Origin of the sequence: Winogradskyella aurantiaca (assembly GCF_003362725.1) — a bacterium.
GTDB lineage: Bacteria > Bacteroidota > Bacteroidia > Flavobacteriales > Flavobacteriaceae > Winogradskyella_A > Winogradskyella_A aurantiaca.
The window spans coordinates 643,942-670,251 of the sequence record NZ_QKTV01000001.1 but is presented as its reverse complement, the minus strand read 5'-3'; the positions used below and the strand labels follow the sequence as shown (position 1 = coordinate 670,251).

Here is a 26,310-nt window from a genome sequence, read left to right as displayed (position 1 = left end):
AATTCATGGCAAAGGTACACTTATTCAATAGACTACCTATTTAATTTCCACAGTAGTTTGTCTTTTAGTGTTCACTATTAATTGAGTAACGTCTGGACGTGAATAATGTCCAACAGCATCAAAATTCTGGCGTTCTTCTAAAACACGATTAAAATGAATAGTCTCAACAAACACTCCTTCTTCATTAATAATTGGCGGTATTACCCATTCGCCATCAGGACCAGCAATACAGCTACCACCATTAGCCAAGGTTTCAGGAGCCTTATCCAGAATAGCCTCTAAATGTGGGGTTCCTTCAGGGAAATCAGATTTAAACATTAGACTCGAGACAGAAACCACATAAGATCTTGATTCCCTAGCTATAAATCTGGTAATATCCTTAGTATTATGATCGCTTCCAGGCCATACGGCGATATGTAAGTTTTCACCTTGGCCATATAAAGCTGTCCTTGGAAGTGGCATCCAATTCTCCCAACAGTTTAATCCCCCTACTGTAAAGGCTTTCAATGGATGTACCTGAAGACCATTGCCATCACCAGGAGCCCAGGTTAATCGCTCATCATAGGTAGGCTGTAATTTTCTATGAACTGATTTTATTTCCCCCAATTCATTAATGTAAACAAGACTAGCATAGATACTGTGTCCACCGCGATCTAAGGGGCGTTCAATAATTCCTAAATAAACAGCAATCTTTTGTTGTTTAGCTAAATTTTGAACAGACTCTAACTCCCCTTTTTCAATACAAATAGAATTAGCAACATAATGCGCATGCAATACCTTATTGGTCTCAGTATTCCACTCAGCACCTCCGGTTAATGCCAACCAAAAGGGATAACCCGGCACCAAAGCTTCTCCAAAAACCACTAACTCAGCTCCTTTTTCGGCAGCTTCAATTATAGAAGCTTCCACTTTCTTAAGGGTCTCATTTTTATGTAACCAAACTGGTGCTATTTGGGCCACTGCCACTTTCAAGGAATTGTTCATTTATATGCGGTTTAAAACTACTGAAACGTCAATTAGTAAAATCGAGACTATCCCAGTTACAATTATTATTTTCAAAATATTATGCACCCATAAATACTGGGCACGTCCATTGGATCTCCAGAGCAGTAGTAGTATAACAACTAATAACATTACACTTAAATAGAAATAGTAGTACATATGACCAATTTCAAAAAAATTAATAAGTGCGAAAGCAGCGATTATGTTTAAAACACAGAGAACAGTAAACATCAATTTTGAGGTATGTTCTCCATATACCACTGGAACCGTTCGGTAATCTAAGGCCAAGTCTCCCTTTATATTTTCAAGATCTTTTACCAGCTCTTTCATAGACACCAAAAGGAACAGAAAAATAGCGTGCATAAATACTACAGGCTGAAAATTTCGGTAGTAGATAAATATCGCAAAAAAAGGGGTTACTGTGAGCAAAGCCGAAATTAGATTACCAGTCATCGGCATCTTCTTGAACCTATGAGAATACAACCAAATACCTACAATGTATAAAGCGAAAAAGAGAACCGCCCTAAAGGAAACATAACTAGCAAAAATGAGCGCAAAGAAATTTAGAACAAAGTAAAATGACAGCTTGGTATTTTGACTTACCAAACGGTCCAGCATGCTCTTCTGAGGCCTGTTAATCAAGTCCTTTTCAGAGTCATAAAAATTATTGATTATATAGCCCGCCGCAATAGTTGCAGCCGACGCCAGCACTAACATTAAGAGGTTAACATCAAATAAGACCTGGCCGAGGCTTTTATCGTTGGCGAAAATATAGATAGAAGCCAGGTACATAGCCACAATGATGACGAGTATGTTATACCCACGAACTACAGAAAAAAGGCTGAATAGTTTTAACAGCACTAATTTCTGTCGTCTTGTTAGCATATATTCAAATTAGGAATTTCGGCAGTTTAGGATTCGCTAAAAGTGATAGACCACCTCCAACTTATGACCATCCAGGGCTTTTTGAGCTTTTTCAAAATCTTCTGTAAACCCAAGAATGTAGCCTCCTCCACCAGAACCACATAATTTCAAGTAGTAATCATTTGTTTCAAGGCCTTTTTTCCAAAGCTCATGAAATTGTGATGGGATCATAGGCTTAAAATGGTTGAGAACAACCTTAGATAATTTTTTAGTATTCTGAAACAAAGATTTGATATCCCCTTTTAGGAAATCGTCTACACAGGCATCTGTATGTTTTATAAACTGGTCTTTCAACATATTTCTAAAACCTTCCTGCTTCATATTCTCCATAAAAATACCAACCATAGGTGCTGTTTCACCGATTATACCACTATCTAACAAAAAGACAGCTCCCATTCCTGTAGCATTTTGAGAAGGAATTCCAGTGGCCTCAATATTATCTTTGGAATTGATTAAGATGGGAAGACTTAAATAACTATTGAGTGGATCCAGACCTGAAGATTTGCCATGAAAAAAAGACTCCATAGCTGAAAATATACCCTTCAATTTCGACAGTTTGTTCCGTGTTAGATTTTCTAAAACGGTTATTTTATTCAAACCGTATTTATCATAAATAGCTGCCACCAGGGCCCCACTACTACCCACACCATAACCCTGCGGAATAGAGGAATCGAAATACATGCCTGATTGGATATCTGCGTCTAGTTTTTCAAAATCAAAACTCACCAGATTGGAATCTAATCCCTTTAGGTAAGATGCAAACTCACCTAAACTATCGTTAGATTTTAAAGCAGTTTGATCTGGATTCTCATCTACTTTTAAAGCACCGTTATAAAAGTTATACGGGATGGATAATCCTTTGGAATCTTTAATGATTCCGTACTCTCCAAAGAGAAGGATTTTAGAATAAAATAAAGGACCTTTCATAGTCAAAAATTGATAGTTCTAATCGTCATTAGAATTCCAATATTGGGTCAAAGTTACAATTGTTTAGCCCCCCGACCAACATTATCACAAAGATAATGTCCGTTTTGGCAATACACAACAAGCTCATTCTTAATGAATTCATAAACTTTATCTTTCTCATTTTCAGGAAAAAGGAGATGAACATTGGCTCCAGCATCCAGTGTAAAACACGCTTTTGAACCTGTTGTTTTTCTGAATTCCCAGATACGGTTGATAATTTCAAGGGTATTTGGTCGCATTAATATAAAGTAGGGTTGGCTAGTCATCATCATAGCATGTAATGTTAAAGCCTCACCTTCAACTAAGGCAATAAACGCCTCTAAATCGCCGGTAGCCAGAATATCCTTCATAATGCTCATATTGGTATTCGCCTGCTTAAAACGTTCCTGAGCAAAAGGATGATCATGCATTAAATTATGCCCTACGGTACTACTAACCTGCTTCTCTCCTTTATCAACTAATAAGATAGCGTCCTGATAGTTTTTAAAGGCCTCATGAATTTCATCACCATACACCGTTCCAAACAAATCCGAACTGTTTTTATAGTCCTTATGAGCCCCCCAAGACACCAATGTGCCTTCAATACTTCTAGCGGCACTACCAGAACCCAGTCGCGCTAGAAACGAACCTTTATTTTTAAAATAGGGAGACTGAGAATCAAATTGAGTAGAAGGGCCCTGGCTGGACCTAATCTCACTTTCCAAACTCATTAAACACATAGCCAAAGCAGACATTCCTGATGCCGAAGAGGCGATACCTGAACTATGAGGAAATGTGTTTTTGGTATCAATGGTAAAATGGTAATTAGTTACGAAAGGGACATATTTAGCAACCCTTTTAAAGAATGTTTCAATTTTTGGGTGAAAATCCGGTTTGGGCAATCCATCAAAGAGAACTTCAAAAGAAAAATTTGGATTTGGTTCCCGTTTGTTATAATGCAATTCTGTTATGGTCTTACAATGATCAAGCGTAAAACTAATACTGGGATTAGCAGGTATCTGATGCTCTTTTTTACCCCAATATTTGATTAATGCAATATTACTTGGAGATGACCAGGCAACCTTCCCAGATTGAGGCAACTGATCTTCAGAAAAATTTAGAACAAACTCCTGTTCTGACATAAAGAATTATTTAAGCGGCAAAGATACGAGTTTTGTTATCGTTTTATAATTCCTGGCCGTGCTCTTGACCTCTAATATCTTTTCAAATCGTTTGAGATTAAACTTTGACTTTCCGTAGCCTTGCTCAGGCAGTAGATACAGTGTGTGTGATTTAATCACAAACTGATCAAATGGTAATTCAATTAGTTTCACCTTGTCAACTTTTTCCTTTTTGGGAATAGTTTTAAATAAAACGAAATAGGATTGTGTTATTTGCTCCGGTGGAAAAGGAAACTCCTTCAAGATGGACTTTAGTTCCTTTTGAGTTCTAATTATTACCTGCACATCTAACTGAAAATGTTCGAGGAGTAACTGTTCAAACTCCTTTTCAAGAATTGCTGCGTCTTTACTTGAATTAAAAAGAACATTACCACTTTGTATATAGGTGCTTACATTATTAAAATGGTTGGACGTTAGTGTTTGCCTTAAATCTGCCATAGGTAACTTGTTATGGCCACCCACATTAATCCCCCTAATAAACGCCACATAAGTCTTCATTTAGCCTGAAGGTTTTGAGAAATTAGATACCCACCTGTCCATGCATTTTGAAAATTGAATCCTCCGGTAACCGCATCTATATTTAATACTTCACCAGCAAAATAAAGTCCTGGAATTAATTTACTTTCAAAGGTTTTAAAATTAACCTCTGATAATTCTACACCACCTGCAGTTACAAACTCCTCTTTGAAGGTACTTTTTCCTGAAACTTGAAATCGTGCTTGAGTAAGTTGTGCTGTCAAATTTTGAAGTTCCTGCTTGCTAAGGTCAGCCCATTTTCGTTCGTTAGGTATCTGTGCTGCTTTAACAAGTTGTTGCCATAAACGCTTAGGAATAGTATCAAAGGAAATAGACATTACCTGTTTTTTAGGATTATCAATTTTCATGGTCTTTAACATATCAAGACATGCGTTAAATGCCATTCGCACAAAATTAATTTGGATTTGGAATTGATAATTAAGTCTCGCCAATTCCAATGCGCCAAAAGCTGAAAGTTTTAAAACAGATGGCGCGCTCAACCCGACATGGGTGACTAGTACTGGCCCTTCGCTTTCAAGGTGAGTTCCCGACACATTAATGGCCACGTCTTTAACCACCACACCAGGAATGTCTTTCAATCGCGGATCATCAATATCAAATGTGAAAAGCGAGGGTACAGCTGGTACAATTTGGTGCCCTAAGCTCTGGATCCATTTCCACGCCTTAGGGGAACTTCCCGTAGCGATAATAAGCCCTTTAGCTAACAGCATACCTTGATTGGTTTCTATTTCAAAATAATCCGTTTTCTTAACTGCATTCACATTACAGTTGTAATAGATCTCGACTCCTAAGCGTTGAGTCTCGTTTAAAAAGCAATCAATGATACTTTGAGAAGAATCCGATGCTGGAAACACTCTGCCATCTTCTTCAATCTTAAGCGGAACACCCCTATCTTGAAACCATTGCATGGTATCCCCCGTCATAAAACTATGAAAGGGGCCTAATAATTCCTTTTGTCCTCTGGGGTAGTTCTCAGATAAGTCTTTTGGCACAAACTCCGCATGAGTAACATTACAGCGTCCACCACCTGAAATTTTTACCTTTTGGAGTCCTTGCTTGGCCTTTTCCAGAATAGCAATGGATAACTCTGGATGTAATTCAGCCGAGTTGATGGCCGTAAAAAACCCTGCGGCTCCACCACCGATAATCAAAAGGTCCCATATTTTATCTGAAGATTGCACGACAACCATGTTTATATTGCTAAATTACACTTCGACTATCACATTTAAGTTCTTTTTGGAAGAATGAATCGATTTTTGGCTTATTATTTATTTTGCTTGCTGCTCTTTACTGCCTGCTCACACGGTCAACTTAAGGTCATTTGCCAAACTGAATCTGACTTAAAGGAAATTTCTGCAGTTGAATACGACTCTAAACACAAAGTATTTTGGGTAATACAAGATTCGGGAAATTCTAATGAATTAATTGCTATTAATGATCAAGGCAAAACTACTCATAGACTAAAGTTAAAGGACACTAAGAATAAAGATTGGGAAGATCTCACTATAGATGCTAAGGGCAATCTTTACATCGGTGATTTTGGAAATAATGATAAACAGCGAAACACTTATAAAATTTATAAGGTCAAAGAATCAGACCTTAATCAATTGCATGTTCAACCCGAATTAATTGCGTTTAAACTTCCTAAGGATTCTAATGAAAAAAACTTTGAAGGGTACTTTTTATTTAAAAATCACTTTTACCTATTTACTAAGGAGGAGGGTAAAACAGCAGTGTACAAAGTCCCTAATGAGCAAGGTGAACACAAAGCCAAAAAGATAGGGTCCCACAAATTTCATGAAAAGCAAAGCAAGGTGACCTCAGCGGCTATAAGTATGGATGGCAGTACAGTAGTTTTATTGAATCATTACCGCTTATGGAAGTTGAGTGATTTTTCAGGCGATGATTTCTTCTCGGGTAGTATAGAAAAATTGGATTTGAAGCATTCCTCTCAAAAAGAAGGGATTGGCTTTTTTGGCTTAAATAAAGTAGTAATCACAGACGAGCGTAGCGCTTGGGTTGGTGGTAATATTTACAGCTTTGATATTGATTAGAATCCAAATCCAAAACCAAATGAAAAGCGCAGACTATCGTCCGAATTAAACAAACCTACATTAGCAGATAAGGTATCTACCAAATTTAAAAAGAGCCCACCACCAAAAGAAGTATTAAGTCGGTCTTTATTGAACCCAGGGTCTTCAACCAAATCATTACTAACCCATACACGACCATAATCAAAACCTAGAAATACCCCATACTCAATGGGAACAATTGAGGTAACTGCTCTTTTTAAATTCCATCGTAAATCCGTAGTCTGATAAAAGGATTGTTTTCCAGAAAAGCGCTCATTCCTATACCCTCTTAAGCCGTTATTGGCTCCAATAGTAGCCGCTTGATAAAATTCATAGTCATCACCTAAATTGAATTGAGTCCCAATTTTAGAAGCTAAAACAAACTTTCCACGTGGTTCCAATTTTAAGGCTGCTCCTAACCATGATATGATATACGAATAGTCATTTGAATTATTAACGTTATTGTTATAACCAACCGTTAAATTAAAGTCGAGACCCAGTGTTGGAAAAGCCAGATTATCAGCATTTCTATAGCGATAGTTTAATTGGGCACTTATAAACTCATCTCTAGGCGGATTTCCATCAAATGGCAGAACCTCATTTATAAATCTACCAGGGGTATTCTCTATGCCGATGGACTGAAACTCCACGCCAACAGAAAAATAGCTTCCATAGTCGCCCCTCTTAATTATTGAAGCAGCTATATCGTAAGTGGATTTTCGCACCCTGTTATAATCAAGGTCTTGTTGCTCATCTCCGACGCTTAGATTTGGAGTGGAGTTTCCAAATCCGAAGAAGTTAACAGCAAAATTAGGTGAGGTAATACGACCATTCACACCTAAAAATGTATTTCTAAATATTTCAGAGAATTCCCCTTTATAATTCAAATCAAAACCACCAGTTGCAAAAAATATATGACCGTTAAATGCATGACTCGATGAAAAATACTGGTTGTCAAATCCATTCATTTTCAAATTAGCTCCGACACCTAATTTAAAACCATCATCTGGATTATACCCAATAAGCGGAATGATGATTCCCGAATTGTATTTAACTTTTTTAAAATCGTAAAAATTGGTGTAGTAGTCATCCTTTAAATGCCTGTGCCCCTTATTGGTAAGAAAGTTGTTCTCTCTAGACAGATAATCATAGACATGCACTCCTGCCCCTTGCTCTATATTGTAGCTATCCGTACCCTGACCGCCAATAATACGCAATGAGATTTTGCGCTGGGACAACCCTTTTACCTCAAAGTAATCCTCATCATCCAGGCCATAAATCCAAACCTCCTTATGTTCATCGGGGAAAAAGATTCGGTCTTTATACAGGCGCTCCTTCTTACCTTTTATAATTCTATACACACGCACTCGTGTGCGCCCATCGCTTAGCCGTTCAATCTCAAAGTAGTCATCTTTATCGGTACCAGTTACCGTGGTATATTTATTAACCACCTTGTAATAATCTTCAGCTAAGCTTGTTAACAGTGCTTTTCTACCTAGAAGTTTGCTCTTTATGGTGTCAATGGTGTGATCTCTAACTTCTTCAGGAAAGTTTAAAAAAGCCTTATTTATAACTTCTTCGGTAATATTATCTTGAAGATACTTGGCCTGAGTTATCCATTCTTCCTTCGGGGTAGTGCTTAACAAGGCAACATCTAATGGATAGGGCTCTAAATTAAACCATTTTGGATTCTTTAACTCTGCTTCATAAGATCTTATCAATCTTATAGAAGGCACTAGCCAGGTGGCGGTACCCATTAGAAATCCATCATCCATTAAAGAAAAAGCCTGATCTCTATCTCTTGGGACCGGTCGGTAAATGGTTTTACCATTTTCTTTAAATCGCGCCCAGCGCCATTGATCTTGATGACGGTCCCAATCGCCAATAAGCATATCGAAGAGTCGCGCTCTCAAATAAGAAGCTTCGTCCAAAATATTATCTTCATCATCGCGTAATTCTTCCAATAAATCGTACGTACTAATTAACTTGTTAGAATAGCCAAATCCCGCCTTATCACCATGCCCATCGCCAGCACGTTCCTCGATCATGTATATTTCATCACCAAACTCATCATTAAACTTTCCAATTGTTTTCTGTTTTGGAACATAAAACAACCGTGGTGTTGTGTGATAGACATCAACAGCTTTTGATAATTCTGCTATTGTAAAAGGTGCATAAGGATGTGACCCTGTGAATACATCCGCCACCAAGCCTTCTGTATCTGTCCCTTCAAGATCTGGTGTTATATACTGATCTTTAAACACAACCGATTGTAAATACTGTGTTGGATTTTTACGTAAAGCACGCATAATGTATTCTCGGCCTTCATTATCCTCAAACCGCAGTGATTTGGATTGATGGCCACCACCCTTACGAACTGGCTTGAGCCCCCCATAAAGGGTGTCTAGATGTACCGTTGGAAGCGTCACCTCCGTGCCAAAATACTCCCGATAACGTTTGCCCCAGTAGCGTTCATAAGACCGAGTCTTTTGCGTCTCTTCTTTGGTATAAATTGAAGTTGTTATCGAGTCTGGGAAGGACTCAGGATAATCAATCCCAGCATCTTCATTGGCCGCTATGACTCTAGTAGTAAATACAGGCTCTGTTTTGTTTATTTCGTAAAAACGAACCCATGAGGAGCCATCATCAAATACATCCAATCGGGCATAACCTTGTTGACCATAAGAAAACTTGCCACCACCTACATTCCTAGTCGGACTCTTTTTAGATCCAGAACCGCTAACTATTTGAGGCACTCTATCTTCTACAATGTATTGGAGACTGTGCTCATGACCAGAAACAAATAATGCCTTGTCATTTTCTCGAGCAATAGTAACCAATAGCTTCTTTAACTCCCGATAACGCGCATTATTCAAATCGGCATTAGACACCCCACCTAACTTACGGACCAGGTTTTTGAGAGTTCCTAAAATTGGAATCGGAGACATGTGCGATCCAAAGCTATACTGCCCTCCATGTGGTCCGTTGGTAAACATAGGATGATGAATGGCAATTATGGTAGTTTTCCCACGTGCCTTTTTTACTTCCCCCTCGAACTCATCTATAAAACGGTCACGAGTCTTAAACTCACATTTATCATTTATTTTTGGATACTTGTCCCATTTGGTAATATACCATTGGGAGTCTACGATGATTAGCACAATATCATCTGAAATATTAATACGTTCAATCGGACAACCGTTTTCTGGTAAAAAGGTGTTTTTCCCCAGGGCATCTTCAACAAATTTCTCCTGGGCTTTTAATCCGTCCAATCCAGAATACCAATCATGATTTCCAGGAATGATTATTGGACGGCCCTTAAAATCTTTGAGGGCTTCCGTCTGAACTTTAATTTTATGTTCAGCATCTGCCTCTGATTCTTTGGATTTTGTAGACCACCCTTTTTCGTAAATATTATCTCCAAGGATTATTGCTGTACTGTTACTCGAGGCAGAATCCAAAGCTTTCTCGAACGACTGAATTGCTTGTGAAACTGATCCAAATTCTGAATTACCGGCGTCACCTAAAAGGTAAAAACTATGTTCAATACTCTTATCCAACGGATACGCTGTCTCCGAGAATGCTTCAACCTGAAGATTATAAGTAGCACAGCTCTCCAAGATCAAGAGGCTTAGTACCCAAAGAAACCATTGAAAATTCCTCATACTATCACAATTGTTATTATCAAAAATAGGTAAAAGTATCGTCTATTTTTCCCAGAGTGTATCAGTAAAATAGTGCTTGCAGTCCAGAAAGTTGTTGAGTAGTTTAAAATACGTGCAATCAGCTAATTCGCCTATTTCTTCAAAATCGTATTTTTTAGATAATTCTGTCCATATGACTTCACCATAGCCAAAATCAAAAACCCTATCCAGAACACCTATTTTCACACTTTGATTTCTTAAACTTACCAGATAACTCCTGACCTCCCCAGACATAGGATCATAATGACAATAAAAATCAAAGTCATCTATCTTAAAGTCAGCCTCCAGTTCTCTATTGATGCGAAGCAATAAATTTAAGTTAAAGCGTTTGGTAATACCATGTGGGTCGTCATATGCATTCTTAATAACCAGGGGATTCTTCTTAAGATCAAAACCAACTAATAATTTGTCCTGTAACTTCATATGCTCATTAAAGAGTCCTAAGAGTTCCATGGCTCTATCCTTCGGATAATTACCAATATTTCCACCTAACAGAAGTAACAAACTGGGATATTGACTCACAATATTTTTCTTTAACTCTTCAAAATAATCGCCTACCTGTGGTTTAATATTCAGATCTGGTAATTTTTCCTTAAGTCTCTTGGTAAGTGCGTCGATAGCTTCTTGAGAAATATCAATGGGGACATAGAAAAACTCTTTACCTGCATTTACCAGGTATTCTAACAGTTTAAAGGTCTTAAACCCATCACCAGGACCAAGTTCTACAATATTGAAAGGCCTATCAAAGTTAAGTGCCTCATAAATTTGCTTCGACTGGAGTGATAAGATTTCAAACTCAGCATCCGTCAAATAGTATTCTGGCATAGCCATAATCTCTTGAAATATTCGGCTACCGTTATCATCGTAAAAATATTTTGATTTTAGAAATTTCTGGGGAGCACTAAGACCTTGTTGAACGTCTTCTGCAAAACTGTTTATCATATAGATTTAGCTAGTCTTATTCCGGCATACTGCCAGCGCATATTTGGGTGAAAAAAATTGCGATACGTTGGTCTTGAGTGATTTGGAGAGGTTACCACAGAGCTACCTTTAAGAACCATCTGATTAACCATAAACTTCCCATTGTATTCCCCAAGAGCCCCTTCGGCCTTTGTGTAATTTGGATAGGGTAAATAGGCACTATAAGTCCATTCCCATAATTGCCCATAGTCAAACTGTGAGGAAGCCACTTCCCATTCAAATTCAGTTGGTAATCTAAGATCTTTCCATTGAGCATAGGCGAAAGCTTCATAAAAACTTACATGCACCACGGGTTCGTCCGGATGGATCTCTTTAAAGCCATTTAAAGTATAATGCTTCCAACCATCTGTTGTTTTATGCCAATATAAAGGTGCTTTAATGGCATTCGATTGTATAAAATCCCAACCTTCAGCATGCCAAAGATTAAAATCCTCATACCCCCCTGCCTTCATAAATTCCAAATACTCTTTATTTGAAACCAATTGGTTTGCAATAGCAAAATCGTTTAAAAAGATTTTATGCGGGCCTAGCTCATTGTCAAAACAAAATCCCTCTCCAGAATAACCAATAATGTATAGGCCTTCAGAGATTGGAACAAACCTTTGCTCCGTGACTGGCTTTAATTTCACCTTAAAATCAAGAATAGGAAAACTTGGTTGATGTCCAAGGATGTATTTGATGTCATAGAACAAAAGTTCCTGATGCTGTTGCTCATGTTGAAGACCGATTTCTATAATGTCATACAAATCAGGTGTAAGATCCATCTCAAGTATCGCCGCCATTTCAGAATTAACGTGTCTCCTATAATCAAGAATATCTTGAAGAACCGGCCTAGTCATGACACCTCTTTCTGCCCTTATAACCCGATCCCCTACATTATTATAATAGCTGTTGAAAAAATAAGAGTAGTCTTCCTTATACCAGCTATAATATGGCTTTTTGGTGAGCACAAACTGCTCAAAAAACCATGTGGTGTGGGCCAAATGCCATTTAGGTGGTGACACAAATTCAGTGGGTTGCACTACCGTATCTTCGGGCACCAGAGAGGAACAAATGGATTCAGTTAGCGCTCTAACTCCTAGAAAGCGTTCTTTTGTAATAGCATTGGATTGGATCAGTTGCAAAATCAGTCTCTGATTATATCGGTTTGAAAAACAACTTGATTCTCTATAGTACGATGTACTGGGCAGCGGGATGCTATTTCCTTCAAGCGTTCTTCTTGTTCTGTGCTTAAGTTACCAACAAATTTTAACTTTTTACTGATATGATCTAAATATTTAGGACTGTCAACCTCAACGTTTAAATCATCGCTATGCTTTCTGGAATGTGAAATGTAAACAAACACTTCGTGTAGGTCCCAATTCTTTCTATTGGCATACAATTTAAGGGTCATTACGGTACAACTGGCAAGAGCTGCATTCAGGTACTCATATGGAGACGGCCCAAAATCATTGCCGCCAATATCTTGGGGCTCATCAGCAATTAAGGTGTGGTTTTTTGTCTGAATGGAAGTAGTAAAGTTATCCTCCAAAAGGTTTAAATGCCCCACGAGTTGTTCTCCCATTGGATCCAGCATAACATTCTCCACCCTTGGAAAATAACGCTTAGCCCAGGTTCCAATGACATCCCCAGCATAGGCAGCATCTTTGTCCTGAGTTAATAAATGGTTAGCGTCATCCAAGGTCACGAAACTCTTCGGGTGAAAGGCATTGACATATAATTGTTGTGCATTTTCAATACTAACAATCTTATCAAATGGTGAATGCATGATCAACAAAGGTTTACGAAGCCCTTTAACAACAGCTGGCAGGTTAGTGTTGTCAAATTCGTTTACAAATGCTTCATCAATCTCAAAAGGTCTACCCCCGATATCTACTTTAACCCGCCCTTTCTCCTTGACCTCATCAATAGCATGCGAAAACAAATGTTTAACATGGCCAACCGTGGCCGGTGCACCAACAGTAGCAACAGCTTTTACCGCTTCTAATTTCGAGGCAGCAACTAAAACAGCAGCACCTCCTAGCGAATGCCCAACTAAAAGACTTGGTGCCTCATAAATTGTACGCATATAGTCATGGACATCCATAAGATCCTCAACGTTTGCTGAAAAATGACTGTCGGCAAAATCGCCTTCAGATCTTCCCAATCCAGTAAAATCAAATCTTAAGACGGCAAAACCATCATGAGTCAAGGCCCTGCTAATATTCCTAACAGCACTGAGACTACTACTGCATGTAAAGCAATGTGCGAATATCGCGTAGTAATTTGGTTTTTGATTCGCGGGTAATTCTAGCTGAGCATTCAGTTCTAAACCCTTTCTATTTGTGATTTTTAGTTTCTGTGTAGCCATGATTTTATTCCACAACTTGCACTCCTTTCCAGAATGCAACACGGTTTTTAATTCCTGTAGCAAGTTCAGATACCTCTGGATAGTACCATGCCGCATCCATATTTTCCTTGCCGTCTACTTCAAGACTGTAGTAGGATGCCGTACCCTTCCATGGACACACAGTATGGGTATTACTCGATTTAAAAAAGTTAGCTTTAATGCTGTCATGAGGAAAGTAATGGTTGCCCTCAATTACAACAGTATCATTGCTCTCCGCAATAACCTGATTGTTCCAAATAGCTTTCATATTTTGAGTTTGATTGTGGTTTCAATTCTATAAAAAAGTCGCCCTTAAGACATTATCCTTACTGAAAACAGTTCAAATAAAAGTGTTTGTTTCAACCATTATAATGCCCCTTATTTAATAGCTAAAGGATCAAGAACTACAAGACAACATGGAACACCCGACCTTATGTCTAGCCCATTCTGGGCGTTTGGCAAACCAACGTTCCTGATTGGGTTGTTCGTCATACGGGTTTTTTAAAAGTTGAAATAGCTCACCTATTAAAGCATAATCGCCTTTTTCGGCAGCATCAATTGCCATCTGCGCCATATAATTTCGCAACACAAACTTGGGATTAGCCAAGTTCATTCCAGATGCTCTTAACCGATCATCGGACTTCTCATTTTGCAAGCGCTTATCATAGTTTTTAAACCAGCTATTCCATAGGGTTTTATGTTCTGGAGAATTTAAATTCTCTTTATAAAAAGCAGGTTTAATAAGATTGTATGCCGCTTCTGGTTTCCCAATCCTGTAATGGGACAAAAGTCTGAAAAATATAGTCATGTCCGTTTCACTACTTAGTAGGGCATCCTCAAGGTTTTGTACTAATTCAAGATCTTCAGATTCCTGACCCTTTAAGCCTAATTTAGAGCGCATCATGTCTAGCCACTTCAGATCAAATTTAGATTGGAATTCTTGTAAAATTTGTTCTAGTGGTTCTGTCTCCTCGATTAAGGGATACAGGGCATTGGCCAACTGCAATAAATTCCACAAGGCAATATTAGGTTGATTGCCATACCGGTAACGTTTATTTTGTTTATCTGTAGTATTCGGCGTCCAACCAAAATCAAAACCTTCTAGCCATCCATAAGGACCATAGTCAATTGTTAGGCCAAGTATTGACATATTATCAGTGTTCATTACCCCATGTACAAAGCCAACACGCTGCCAATGAATAATCATTTCTAATGTGTTGATCATAACCCTTCTAAAAAATTCGATATAGACTTCCTTGGAAGGAATACCAAGATCAGAGTAAAATTGCTCAATGACGTAATTTGCCAGACGCTCGAGGTTGTCAAAGTCCTGTCGGGCGGCAAACAATTCAAAGTTTCCAAACCTGACAAATGAAGGAGCCACTCTGGAAACAATAGCCCCTTGTTCGTATTCTGGGTGCCCATCATAAAGCATATCTCGTAGAACCTGATCTCCGGTAAGAACCAAACTCAAAGCTCGTGTAGTAGGCACACCAAGATGAAACATAGCTTCACTACAAAGGTATTCTCTAATACTAGACCTTAAAACTGCCAATCCATCCCCTTGTCTGGAATAAGGTGTTTCTCCTGCCCCTTTTAATTGTACTGCCCACAATTTGTCTTTGTGTCTTAATTCAAACAGGTTTATAGCTCTACCATCACCTAGCTGTCCAGCCCAGTTTCCAAATTGGTGGCCCGCATAAGCCATAGCGTAAGGATTGGTATTTGGATAGACCTTGGCTCCTGAGATTATTTCTAGGAAATCCTCAGACTTAGCGTCCTCTTGTCCAATTCCAAGTTCATCTAACATGTCATCTGAGACATGGATTAATTGCGGCTTAGAAGGTTTCTTAGGCTGAACATGTGAAAACCCTGCCTCAAAAACTTGCCGTCGAGAATTCTCCAAATTAGAATCGGCAGGTAATGCTTTTGTAAATGACTCTGTTAGTTTTAAGTTCATTCAGTCGCAGCTATTTTAAGCTTATCGGCATGTAATTTCCTTAGCTTCTGTAGTTTTGGTGTAATCACATAACTGCAATAGCCTTGCTGTGTATGTTGTCTATAATAATTCTGATGCTCCTCTTCTGCCTTAAAATAGGTATCCAAAGGTGACAGTTCTGTCACGATCTTTCCTTCATAATATGGATTGAGTTCTTTTAAGACCGCTTCTGCTGTTTTCTTTTCTTCTTGGTTCTGATAAAAGATCACAGATCTGTACTGAGTACCAACATCGGCCCCCTGTCTGTTTAAGGTCGTCGGATCATGTGTTGTCATAAATATGATTAAGATATCAGCATAACTAATGATATTTTGATCGAAAGTAAGTTTAACGACTTCTGCATGACCCGTTAATCCAGAACATATCTCCCTATAAGTGGGACGACCTGGCACCGTTCCTCCAGAATATCCAGATTCCACTTCAAGTACACCATTTACTTCTTGAAAAACCGCCTCAGTACACCAAAAGCACCCTCCTCCTACGATAGCTGTTTTTATGTTACTCATCAGTTTTAATTTTAATCGATTCTGAATTGACACAATACCGCAAGCCACTGGGCTCTGGGCCATCGGGAAATATATGACCTAAATGAGCATCACATGTATTACACATGATCTCAACACGCACCATCCCATGAGAAGTGTCTTTGTCATACTTGATAGCATTTTCTTTTATGGGTTGGGTAAAACTTGGCCAACCCGAACTTGAGTCGTACTTTATGGTAGAATCAAATAGTTCTGTATTACAGCATATACAGCTGTACACCCCAGCGTCATAGCTGCTACAAAAAGCACCCGAAAAAGCCATTTCTGTACCTTTTAAGCGCGTGATCCGATACTGATCAGGAGTGAGGAGTGCTTTCCATTCTTCCTCGGATTTTTCGACCCGTCTGTCTGGAATTGGATTTCCATTAACTGCAAAATAAATTATATATTTCCAGTTTAGCATGTTCTAATTTTTAATGAAATGATAGCAATCTTTTGTCGACAAACTGGTGGTTTCATAACACCATGTGTCTGGTTTATAAAAATACGACTTGACCTTAAGTAGGGTCACTAACAAAATGTTAAGTCTTTATATTTTTGTAATTTTCAACATCTTTAAAATCCACATTGCATATGGCCGAAGCGCTTCTAAAAGAAACTCAAGCATTTGTTTCAAACCTGCTAAAAAACGAACTGCATCAGACCTTTTTATATCACAATTATACTCACACTGAACGCGTCTACAAAAGTACGGTTGAGATTATTGAAAATAGTGAATTATCTGAAGAGGACACATTGGTTCTTAAATTAACTGCTTGGTTGCACGATATTGGATATACTAAGGGCTGTGATAACCATGAAGTAAACAGCGTCAAGATTGCCGTTCCATTTCTCAAGGCACATGCCGTGGATGACAGCATTATAAAAAAGGTTTCAGATTGTATTATGGCAACTGTCTTTGATGCAGAACCTACCAATAATCTTGAAGAAATTATACGGGATGCCGATGCCTCTCATTTTGCCAAACCTTATTTTGAAGAAGCAAGTGAATATCTAAGAATTGAGCTGGAACTACACGACCTTAAAAAATATAGCCCTGCTCAATGGAGAGAAGAAAACATACGCGTTTTAAGAGATGTACATCAATTCTATTCACCCTATGCTAAAAAGCATTGGCAACCGAAAAAAGATGAAATATTAGCATCATTAATTGATAAAAACGCCAAACGACAGAAAAAGAAAGAATTAGAAAAATTAAAGTCTAAATACAAAGCGCAATATAAAGATCAGTATAAGAGTGCTAATCCTGACAGGAGTATACAAACCTTCTACAGAGTCGCATTAAGAAACCATATAAAACTTAGCGACATTGCAGATACTAAGGCAAATATTTTGCTCTCCGTAAATGCGATAATTATTTCCTTAGTACTTTCTAATTTAATTTCTAAACTTGACAACCCGTCAAATGCCTACCTGATTTGGCCAACGGTCATCTTCATAACATTTAGTGTGATATCCATGGTTATGTCTATTATCGCTACAAGACCAAATGTCACCAGAGGTCAGTTTACCAAGGAAGATGTGGAACAAAAGCGTGTTAATCTTACATTCTTTGGCAACTTTCATAAAATGAAATTGGATGAGTACCAATGGGCTATTAATGAGATGCTTAATGACAAGGAGTACGTCTATAATTCCTTGACTAAGGATCTCTATTTCCTTGGTAAGGTTCTAGATAGAAAGTACAGAATTCTTAGGAATACCTATACTGTTTTTATGGTAGGTATGATTATTTCCATTGTTGCCTTTGCCTTTTCATTCAAGCAACAGGGTCATCATAGTTCAGCCGACCAAGCATTGTTAAATTTGCAAAAAATTGAGTGGTCCCAGGGGCATACCTTTATTAATCGTGCCTAATAGTATCCATTAGATCCTGATAGGTATAGAAGTTTTTATCTTCAGAATCCTTGTGATAAAGAATACTAACTCTCAAGGCTTTTAAGCCTGTCACACCTTGTAAATCTTCCAATTCAAGAAATTCAAGATCATTATCCAGCATATTTTTGGACTGCATGAATTTGATGTAGCGCACGTACTCAAGTTCGTCCTCTTTTTGAGAATAGATAATCGTTAGTTTACCCTTAACCGTAGCACGTTTAGTAGTACCCTTGATGTAAGCCTTATCAACTCGTTTTTTAACCACTTCATATCTAGCATTGTAAGTTCCGTCGACATCAAAGCGCTTCTCATCTTGCCTAAATCGTATTGATAGTGGCTGGTTAAATACTAATACCATTGAGGCCACATCTAAAGCAACAGGATATTGGTCTTGATTTTGATAATATTCATTCTCCATTTCAACCATTACCTGTAGCTGCCATAACCTTAGATTATACAACAATATTGGGCTAAAGCTGTCTTCCTTGGTGATGGATTCACCTATATACATATTATGCTCTACCCCATCAGTCTTAAATCGCTCATAGTAGTGAGGATACACGGCCTGAGCTTCTTCCTGCTTGTCATCAAGCATAGCTGCCATGTTATTATTAATCATTCTGATGGTTTCATCATAATCTCTTCGATAGAAATAAATAACCTCAAGATCTTCATCAATACGATTGAAGTAATCATCTATTCGATCTTTCAAAGTCTCAACATTTTTATTAATCAACCTTAAAACTGGATTTACCTCTTCTCTCAGAAAGTTTGAAATTTCATGCTCACTATCAACTTTAAAGCTCTTTTCAAGCATGACCACATACTCCTTTATTTGAAATTTAGTCTGCTCATAAATTGGTAGGTATTTAATCTCTAAAGCCTTCTCAACGATATCTTGAGCTAAGGATAACTGCAGATTTAAATCTCTTTGGGTTGCTGTATTCCTAGCCTGTGATGAACCTTTAACGTCAATTTGTCCAAATAGAGGATAAACATTATCAAAACTAATTTTGCGAAATATGGGCTTTTCACCTGTTTCGGCAACGGTATGAATAAAATTTTTAGCTTCTTCAGCGAAACGCCAATGTACACTCGAATGAATAGAGGTGCACTCTTGCTGTATAATTGCCTCTACCAAATTCTCTTCTTCACGTTTGATTCGTTCTACTGCCATTAAGATGAATGGCATAATATCAATCAGTTTATTTGCATTTAAACTATTGAGTGCTCTAGGTTGGTAAGAAACCAATTCCAATATTCCCAATAGTTCATTTTGATTAGCTATTGGAGCAATAATTGCGCTCTTAAAGCCTTGTTCTTTTAATATTTGGTATTGCGGAGCCCTACCTTTAGACATTTCATAATAAAGATCCACATCTGACACAGAGAAAAAATCGCTACCTGAATGAATAGCCTTATAGGATCTTTCGCAGAATGCAGCATCGCAGCCCACCATTTCTTTGCCATTTAAAACAAAGCTTTGAACACCCTCTCCTTTAATACGTTCAAAAGATTTGGTTTCTTCGTTAAACATTGAAAAACCAACCTTAATATTCTTAACTCCCATAAGAGAGCTAAAGGCTTCATGCAGGTCGGCCATGACCTCATCGTTACGCTTATTTATATCTATAAGGCTGGATTTAATATTAGATATGGACTGATCGTCAGTCACATCAAATATGTTGGAAATAACAAAGCCTTTAAAATCATAGGAGTTGGGTGGAAACTTCGCTTTCCAAAGATCCAGGTCATCAAAATTATCGAGTAATACCTCAATATCTTTTTCGGTCAGCCTTGGAGCTGAAGCCTTTGGAATAATATCAATAAAATCAGCATTGTAAAGGATTTTATAAAAACGCTTTATGCCCGCTGCATCAGGAATTTCGTAAAAGAAGGGACGCTTAAAGTTAAAATTATAGCGATAGCATCGCGTTAATATAACGGTACATGCAATAATGTACATGCGATCCATAGGCATATTTTGGATCTCTAATTCAAAATTGTCGCCGGCTGCTTCAATGATACTTTTAAACCGTTCCGATGCATTAAATATAACATTGTGAAACGGAACAGATGCTGTTTTAATTTCGTTCGCTGTCAATAATGGATCAAACGTGTCCCTAAGGATTTCTTTGATTTCTGTCTCATACTCATCCAAAATGGAAAGTTCTGAGAATCCATCTCGCAAAATAGGATTGGCTTCAGCAATGGCAATTACGCGCTTGGCATTTTCAACCTCTACAGGGTTGTTACTCTTTGCCAAACGCTCATAACGCTCCAACAATCCATTAAAGCTAACCTTTAGGTTTAAAGGTGATTCTATGTTATCGTTGATATCCAAAATATCCATGAAAAGATTGGTCAAAGGTATAAATTATGCGTTTAGTCGATAAAAACAAGACGACATTACACTATAAATGTTACTCAATCCTGGACTTAAATTTCAGGAATATTATCCGAAAGATTTGTTATATTTTTTGCATGCTAATCGCAAAACCACCGCCAGAAGCCAAAACAATATCTAGGGCAGAATCACTGGATATTTCAACGGTTTCGATTTTAAGATCTAATGGATTATCATCCCAATGTGCTAAAGGTCCATCCTTATATATCGTGGCCTTGTAGGACTCCTCTTTATCTAAAAAACTAAAATCCAATGTCATTGTTCTGCCATTCTCATCCGTTATCCCACCAACAAACCAGTTACCTGTTTCCCTTTCTTCTCGAGCTATTGCAACATAATCTCCAACCGCACCATCTAAAACCATTGTCTGCTCCCAATCTACTCCAACATCTTTTATAAACTGTAAGGCTCTTGGGTTAGCTTCATAATGTTCTACTAGATCGGCTGCCATTTGTACCGGACTATAGATAACGACATAGAGTGCCAATTGCTGCGCTAATGTAGTATTGACTTGGTTGTCCTCACGATATTCGTTGAATTTAATATTAAAAACTCCCGGTGTAAAATCAATGGGACCTGCCAGCATTCTGGTAAATGCAACAATGGGTAAATGTTCAGGTGGGTTACCCCCATCACCAGACCAAGCATTAAATTCCTGACCTCTTAATCCTTCTCTGGAAATGATATTAGGATAGGTACGTCTCAAACCAGTTGCTTTAATTGGTTCGTGGGCATTTACAGCCACCTCATAGGTGGCAGCCTTGATAGCTGCATTGTTGTATTGGTTAACCATATACTGACCATGATGGTACTCCCCTTTTGGAAGAATTTTACCAACATATCCAGATTTCACAGCATGCATTCCATAATGATTCATAAGGGCATAGGCTGTGTCCTGTTGTTGTTCATAAGTTTGAGTAGCTGCAGAGGTTTCATGGTGCATTATAATTTCCACACCCTTTTGGGCAGCATAACTAGTTACTTCTTCCAGATCATAATCGGGATACGGGGTGATAAAATCAAATACCCCCTCACGGTCCTCAAATCCTATCCAGCGCTCCCAGCCAGTATTCCAACCTTCTACAAGTACTCCGCCAATATTATTGGCAGCAGAAAAGTCTATAAATGACTTTACGTTCTCAGTAGTTGCTCCGTGTTTTCCATGCGCTTTTCCAGTATCAACCCATTTACCATTAATCATTTCCATACCGTAGTCCCAGGAAGACTTTCCTAAATGCATCTCCCACCAAACACCGGTATATTTCATTGGTGTAAACCAAGAGACATCTCCTATCTTATTAGGCTCATTAAGATTTACAATAAGATTAGATGCTATTAAATCAGATGCCTTATCCGTAATTTGAATGGTACGCCAAGGCGTTTCAAATGGTAATTTCTTAAATACTTTGTAGCTTGTATTCTCCGAACCGACAAGATTACTTGTTAATCTCAGATTATCTGTGTCAACTTGAAGCGTCATCCCTGCATAATCGATTAACGCAGCTTCGTGGAAGCTTAAATGAATTCCTGACTCCCCAACCATAGTAACAGGAGTATTTACAGCATTCCCCGGAATATAACTTTGAGCAAGATTGGTACGCTCAATATAACTTTGAGCATCTATTTCAGAAAACTTTGTAGTACTATACAAATGTTCATAGATGTCCCAGTCTCCTGGAATCCAAAAAGTTTTATAGTCTTCTGTTAGGTTAAACTCCGTGAGTTCCTCGGCAATTCGAGCTTCGGTCCAATTATCTTGTTCTGGGAATTCGTACCTAAATCCAATTCCATCGTCATAAGCCTTAAACACCACGAATAATGCTCTTTCTTCATCCTTTTCCTCTTTAAGCAGTATACGGAGTTCATTGTACCTATTAGCAACAACTCTTTGCTCACCCCATGGCATTTCCCATGATTCATCATGAGCTGTAATCTTGGCAGATAACACCTTAATTCCAGACTTAATGGGTTCAGACCCTTCAAATTCAAATCCAAGGTAACTAGTGTCAATAGCGACTGAATTATTAAATCTCACTGTATAATATGGCCTACCCTTGGTATTAATATTGAACTCAACAGCGATGTTGCCACTTGGAGAATTCACTTTAATAGTATCTTGTTCACTGTTTGTCCCAGCGCAAGCTATTAACGCAACTGCAACTAATAAGGACAGAATTTTGATTCTCATTAATTTACTGTTTCTAGTAAGACTATATCAAAAGGTGAGTCTATAGTAACACGTCCACTTTTAACCTCAGCTATTTGATTTGAATAGGCATCTCGTAAAGTCGAACCGTCATTAAATAATTTGGAGACATCGATAGACTTGGCTCCTTTATGGACCCCGATTCCAATAACCACTAAGTCTTTAAAATCACCTTGCTGATAGCTTCTGTAGAAATAGTAGGGCTGTCCAGTGATCATTTGATGAATACCCGCCCCAACAGCTGGGTGATCTCTCCTGAATTTTCCTAACTTTTGCCAGTGTTCGAGTACTTTTTTGGTTTCTGGACTTCTACTAATATTGTCCCAATTCATAAAGGACCTTAAGTTGGCATCCCCTTCTGCTCCTTCGACAATAAGCGGACGAGCAGATTCGTCTCCATAATAGACTTGTGAGGTTCCTGGTGACAATAGTAATTTAGTTGCTGTCTCATAAGTCTTTGTACGTTCAGCATCAAACGGACTGCCATCATCATGAGAACTTAAATAATTTAAAACGCCATATCCTTTAAGATCACCTTGTAGACTGCTGGTATACTTTTTAAACAGTGCTTCGTAGTCCTGTTCTTTGGCATTCCACTTAAACTCAAAATTGATTAAACTCTCAAAAGCATTATCGAAATAGTTGACCTTTTTATCTCCAAAGTCAAACCATTGACCACCACTAACACCGTAATTATATACTTCACCAACCAGGTAGAATTCATTATCATCCATTACTTTGTCTGGATTGTTCTTTTTAAATTGAGCAAAAACATAATCACATTCTACTTTAAACTCCTGCCAGACATAGGCTTCTGTATGCTTAACCGTATCGGCGCGGTAGCCATCGATACCAAACTCCGTTATATAATCGGTTAACCACTTGATAATATAAAATCGTGGAGCTCTTGGATATCCAGTGCGATCAAAATAAGCATCTAATTCTGCCACTTCTTCTTCGTAACGCCCTTCGGCCTTCCATTTTTCAACTAATTGTGGTGGTAATTCTACGTCATCATTGGATTCGGTTCTAATATCAGGTAGATTGGCTACCAATGTACAACTAACCGTATTGTCATAATTGTCGTAAGAACATTGTTTATCTGTACGCACCCATTGTTCTGGCCAAACAGGATCCTTATAGGTAACTGGTCCTGTGTGATTTATAACGGCATCAAGGACAATTCTTATCCCTCTTGCATGTGCCTCTTTAACTAGTTCATGAAGATCTTCTTTAGTTCCGAAATTGGGATCAATTTTAGTCCAATCTTTGGTCCAGTACCCATGAAACCCATAAGTAACTCCGGTACCCTCATCGGTTCCACCATGAATCTGTTCCACTATAGGGGTCATCCAGATGGCATTAATACCAAGATCCGTAAAGTAGCCTTCTTTAACCTTTTGTGTGATTCCTTTAATGTCACCACCTTCAAATCCTCTTAAAACTGCGGTTTCCTTAGAACGATCAAAATTCACATCATTTGAAGGATCCCCATTATTAAATCTATCTGTAAGTAGGAAGTACAGATTGGCAGCATCCCAAACAAATGGAGTTTCTCCTACTGAGGGCTCCACCACCGCACCAAAATCTGCGTCTTTATTTTTTTGATCTTTACAATTCAACATTATCAATGAAATACTTAGTAATAGAATTAGTCTTTGCATGGTTAATTGATTTTTAGAACAAGTGATTCTAAAGGTTTAATATCTATTCGCACCTTGGCTTCAGTATCTGTTACCACAAGAGTGGATTTATAATTGTTATACAATTGATCGGTCACTTGATGCTCCCCGGAAGATAAGTTCCATTCTTTAACGAGATCCTCAGGTAACTGAAGTTCAAATCCATAGGTGTTTTCGTCATTGAAATTAGCGATAACCACAAGTTTCTCATCTTCACTCCAACGGGCAAAAGACAATACTTTATCATTGTACCATTCTGTATGTTCCTGATTAAAGTGTTGCAAATCCTTATAGCCACCCATTAGAGCACTACTATTTATAGTGAAATTTAAAACACGTTTATAGAAATCTCGTAATTCCAATTCCTCGGCAGTGGACTGACCACCATCAAAAGCCTTTTCATTTACCCATCGCACCATGCTTGGTACCGACCCATAATCAAAAATCGAGGTACGTGTTGGATCGCCATAGCCCAAATCTTCTGCTCCTGGCTCCCCAAATTCCTGACCAAAATAAATCATAGTAGGGGCCGTGGTATTCATGGCCGAAACTACCATTGCTGGTTTTCCTTTCAAGGCACTACCAGCAAAATCTGGACTTGCTATACGCTGCTCATCATGGTTTTCGAGGAAATGTAGCATGTGATGCTCTATATCAGCCAACTCATCTAGAATTGGTGGAATATTATTAGTACTCCCATGACCTTGTATTACATGTTTCAATGTATCGTACAATTGAACCTTGTCATAGAGATAATCCATTTTTCCTTTCCTAATGTAATCTCGATATAAGTGTGGCTGGTAAACTTCAGCTAACAAAAACGCCTCAGGGTTAGCATTTTTAATATGAGAATTCATATAGCTCCAAAATTCAACAGGAACCATTTCAGCCATGTCAAAACGGAAGCCATCGACTCCTTTTGCTGTCCAATAAAGTGCTATGTCTTTAAACTTGACCCAAGAACTTGGAACTTTTTTATCCTGCCAGAACTTGAAATGTACCTCATGATTTTCATTTTCAAACCCGACAGGTAATTCATCATAATCCTTATTGCCGTCAGGATCAATTCCATAATTAACTTTTACAGTTTCATACCAGTCGTTCATATCAGGTTGGGACGCTCTTGATCCATTTCCTGTCCATTTAGCTGGCACTTCTTCGAACTTGCCATCAGCCAAAGGATGTTTTTCTCCACCGAGGGGTTGGTATTCATTCTTCCAAACCGGAACTTGGAAGGCCTCACCCGGGTTATAGTAAAAATTATTATCAACCGCATACTGAATCGAAGTATCATCTTCAGCACCGAAATCTGAGGCACCTTCAGGATTAGTTAAACTTTGGTAATTCCTTGCAACATGATTCGGGACAATATCAATTAGAACTTTAAGACCTGCATCATGAGTTCGTTTAATTAAGGCTTCGAACTCACCAAGTCTGTTATTGACGTCAACGGCCAAATCCGGATTAACATTGTAATAATCCTTTACTGCGTATGGGGAACCTGCCCGACCTTTAACGATATCAGGGTCGTCATTTGAAATACCAAAGGCCGTATAATCCGTAATTACATCATGGTGCGGTACCCCTGTATACCAAATATGCGTCACACCAAGTTCTTTAATTTCTCGTAATGCCTTGGAGGTAAAATCATTGAATTTTCCAACGCCATTTTCTTCAATAGTTCCCCAAGGTTTATTTGTTGTGTTTGTATTTCCAAATAACCTTGTAAACACTTGGTAAACCACCTCTTTCTTTTCCATTTTAGTCTTTATTTCTTTTTCTGGAGGATTATTTGGTTCTACTTTACCATTATCCTTACATCCAACGATTAAGATGAAGGACACCAAAAGGCTTAAAAATTTTAATTGTTGCATATCGC

At 38.2% G+C, this 26,310-nt stretch carries 20 protein-coding genes; 2 read left to right on the top strand and 18 right to left on the bottom strand.

What is annotated here, in order from left to right:
• Positions 1–36: 36 nt before the first annotated feature.
• The 6 genes from DN064_RS03060 to DN064_RS03035 are packed head-to-tail and all read right to left on the bottom strand — an operon-like array spanning position 37 to position 5,770.
• On the bottom strand, positions 37–984 hold the full coding sequence (locus DN064_RS03060) for a carbon-nitrogen hydrolase family protein (RefSeq protein ID WP_115461129.1): 948 nt from the start codon (positions 982–984) through the stop codon (positions 37–39).
• The gene (locus DN064_RS03055; protein ID WP_115461128.1) at positions 985–1,887 is read right to left on the bottom strand and encodes a geranylgeranylglycerol-phosphate geranylgeranyltransferase; all 903 of its coding nucleotides are present in this window, start codon (positions 1,885–1,887) and stop codon (positions 985–987) included.
• 36 nt (positions 1,888–1,923) lie between these two features.
• A complete protein-coding gene (locus DN064_RS03050) occupies positions 1,924–2,853 on the bottom strand; it encodes a mevalonate kinase family protein (RefSeq protein WP_115461127.1) in 930 nt (309 codons plus the stop codon).
• A 53-nt stretch (positions 2,854–2,906) separates the two neighbouring features.
• Positions 2,907–4,013 (bottom strand): diphosphomevalonate/mevalonate 3,5-bisphosphate decarboxylase family protein, encoded by a 1,107-nt coding sequence (locus DN064_RS03045; protein ID WP_115461126.1) that lies wholly within the window; start codon positions 4,011–4,013, stop codon positions 2,907–2,909.
• 6 nt (positions 4,014–4,019) lie between these two features.
• Entirely contained in the window at positions 4,020–4,550 is a 531-nt protein-coding gene (locus DN064_RS03040; RefSeq protein WP_115461125.1) for a DUF1697 domain-containing protein, read from the bottom strand.
• Entirely contained in the window at positions 4,547–5,770 is a 1,224-nt protein-coding gene (locus DN064_RS03035) for a BaiN/RdsA family NAD(P)/FAD-dependent oxidoreductase (RefSeq protein ID WP_232827356.1), read from the bottom strand. The genes DN064_RS03040 and DN064_RS03035 overlap by 4 nt, the downstream gene beginning before the upstream one ends.
• A 63-nt stretch (positions 5,771–5,833) precedes the next feature.
• Between DN064_RS03035 and DN064_RS03030 the strand changes: the two genes are divergently transcribed.
• Entirely contained in the window at positions 5,834–6,643 is an 810-nt protein-coding gene (locus tag DN064_RS03030; RefSeq protein WP_115461123.1) for an SdiA-regulated domain-containing protein, read from the top strand.
• Here the strand turns inward: DN064_RS03030 and DN064_RS03025 are convergent.
• The 8 genes from DN064_RS03025 to msrB all read right to left on the bottom strand — a co-directional run bounded on the left by DN064_RS03025 (position 6,640) and on the right by msrB (position 16,661).
• Positions 6,640–10,326: a metallophosphoesterase gene (locus tag DN064_RS03025; RefSeq protein ID WP_115461122.1), complete on the bottom strand. Its 3,687-nt coding sequence runs from the start codon at positions 10,324–10,326 to the stop codon at positions 6,640–6,642. The genes DN064_RS03030 and DN064_RS03025 overlap by 4 nt on opposite strands.
• Positions 10,327–10,368: 42 nt before the next feature.
• The gene (locus DN064_RS03020) at positions 10,369–11,307 is read right to left on the bottom strand and encodes an L-histidine N(alpha)-methyltransferase (protein ID WP_115461121.1); all 939 of its coding nucleotides are present in this window, start codon (positions 11,305–11,307) and stop codon (positions 10,369–10,371) included.
• Positions 11,304–12,470 carry an ergothioneine biosynthesis protein EgtB gene (gene egtB, locus DN064_RS03015; protein ID WP_317047354.1) on the bottom strand — a complete coding sequence of 389 codons (1,167 nt, stop codon included), beginning with the start codon at positions 12,468–12,470 and terminating at the stop codon, positions 11,304–11,306. Before egtB ends, DN064_RS03020 begins: the two co-directional genes overlap by 4 nt.
• A 2-nt stretch (positions 12,471–12,472) precedes the next feature.
• Positions 12,473–13,696 (bottom strand): bifunctional alpha/beta hydrolase/OsmC family protein, encoded by a 1,224-nt coding sequence (locus DN064_RS03010; protein ID WP_115461370.1) that lies wholly within the window; start codon positions 13,694–13,696, stop codon positions 12,473–12,475.
• A gap of 4 nt (positions 13,697–13,700) precedes the next feature.
• Positions 13,701–13,982, bottom strand: coding sequence for a DUF427 domain-containing protein (locus tag DN064_RS03005; protein WP_115461120.1), 282 nt, complete (start codon positions 13,980–13,982; stop codon positions 13,701–13,703).
• A 129-nt stretch (positions 13,983–14,111) separates the two neighbouring features.
• A complete protein-coding gene (locus DN064_RS03000) occupies positions 14,112–15,674 on the bottom strand; it encodes a protein adenylyltransferase SelO (protein ID WP_115461119.1) in 1,563 nt (520 codons plus the stop codon).
• Entirely contained in the window at positions 15,671–16,219 is a 549-nt protein-coding gene (gene msrA, locus DN064_RS02995) for a peptide-methionine (S)-S-oxide reductase MsrA (protein ID WP_115461118.1), read from the bottom strand. Before msrA ends, DN064_RS03000 begins: the two co-directional genes overlap by 4 nt.
• Positions 16,212–16,661 (bottom strand): peptide-methionine (R)-S-oxide reductase MsrB, encoded by a 450-nt coding sequence (gene msrB, locus DN064_RS02990; protein ID WP_115461117.1) that lies wholly within the window; start codon positions 16,659–16,661, stop codon positions 16,212–16,214. The genes msrA and msrB overlap by 8 nt, the downstream gene beginning before the upstream one ends.
• Before the next feature lie 170 nt (positions 16,662–16,831).
• Between msrB and DN064_RS02985 the strand changes: the two genes are divergently transcribed.
• Positions 16,832–18,115, top strand: a complete 1,284-nt coding sequence (locus DN064_RS02985) for a Pycsar system effector family protein (RefSeq protein WP_115461116.1) — start codon at positions 16,832–16,834, stop codon at positions 18,113–18,115.
• On the opposite strand, the gene DN064_RS02980 is transcribed toward DN064_RS02985, so the two are convergent.
• The 4 genes from DN064_RS02980 to DN064_RS02965 all read right to left on the bottom strand — a co-directional run bounded on the left by DN064_RS02980 (position 18,102) and on the right by DN064_RS02965 (position 26,305).
• On the bottom strand, positions 18,102–20,504 hold the full coding sequence (locus DN064_RS02980) for a GAF domain-containing protein (protein WP_317047353.1): 2,403 nt from the start codon (positions 20,502–20,504) through the stop codon (positions 18,102–18,104). The two genes, DN064_RS02985 and DN064_RS02980, sit on opposite strands and share 14 nt — an antisense overlap.
• Positions 20,505–20,607: 103 nt before the next feature.
• Positions 20,608–22,731, bottom strand: coding sequence for a glycoside hydrolase family 97 protein (locus tag DN064_RS02975; RefSeq protein WP_115461115.1), 2,124 nt, complete (start codon positions 22,729–22,731; stop codon positions 20,608–20,610).
• The gene (locus DN064_RS02970) at positions 22,731–24,413 is read right to left on the bottom strand and encodes an alpha-amylase family glycosyl hydrolase (protein ID WP_115461114.1); all 1,683 of its coding nucleotides are present in this window, start codon (positions 24,411–24,413) and stop codon (positions 22,731–22,733) included. Before DN064_RS02970 ends, DN064_RS02975 begins: the two co-directional genes overlap by 1 nt.
• 2 nt (positions 24,414–24,415) lie before the next feature.
• Positions 24,416–26,305, bottom strand: coding sequence for an alpha-amylase family glycosyl hydrolase (locus DN064_RS02965; protein ID WP_115461113.1), 1,890 nt, complete (start codon positions 26,303–26,305; stop codon positions 24,416–24,418).
• Positions 26,306–26,310 lie beyond the last annotated feature (5 nt).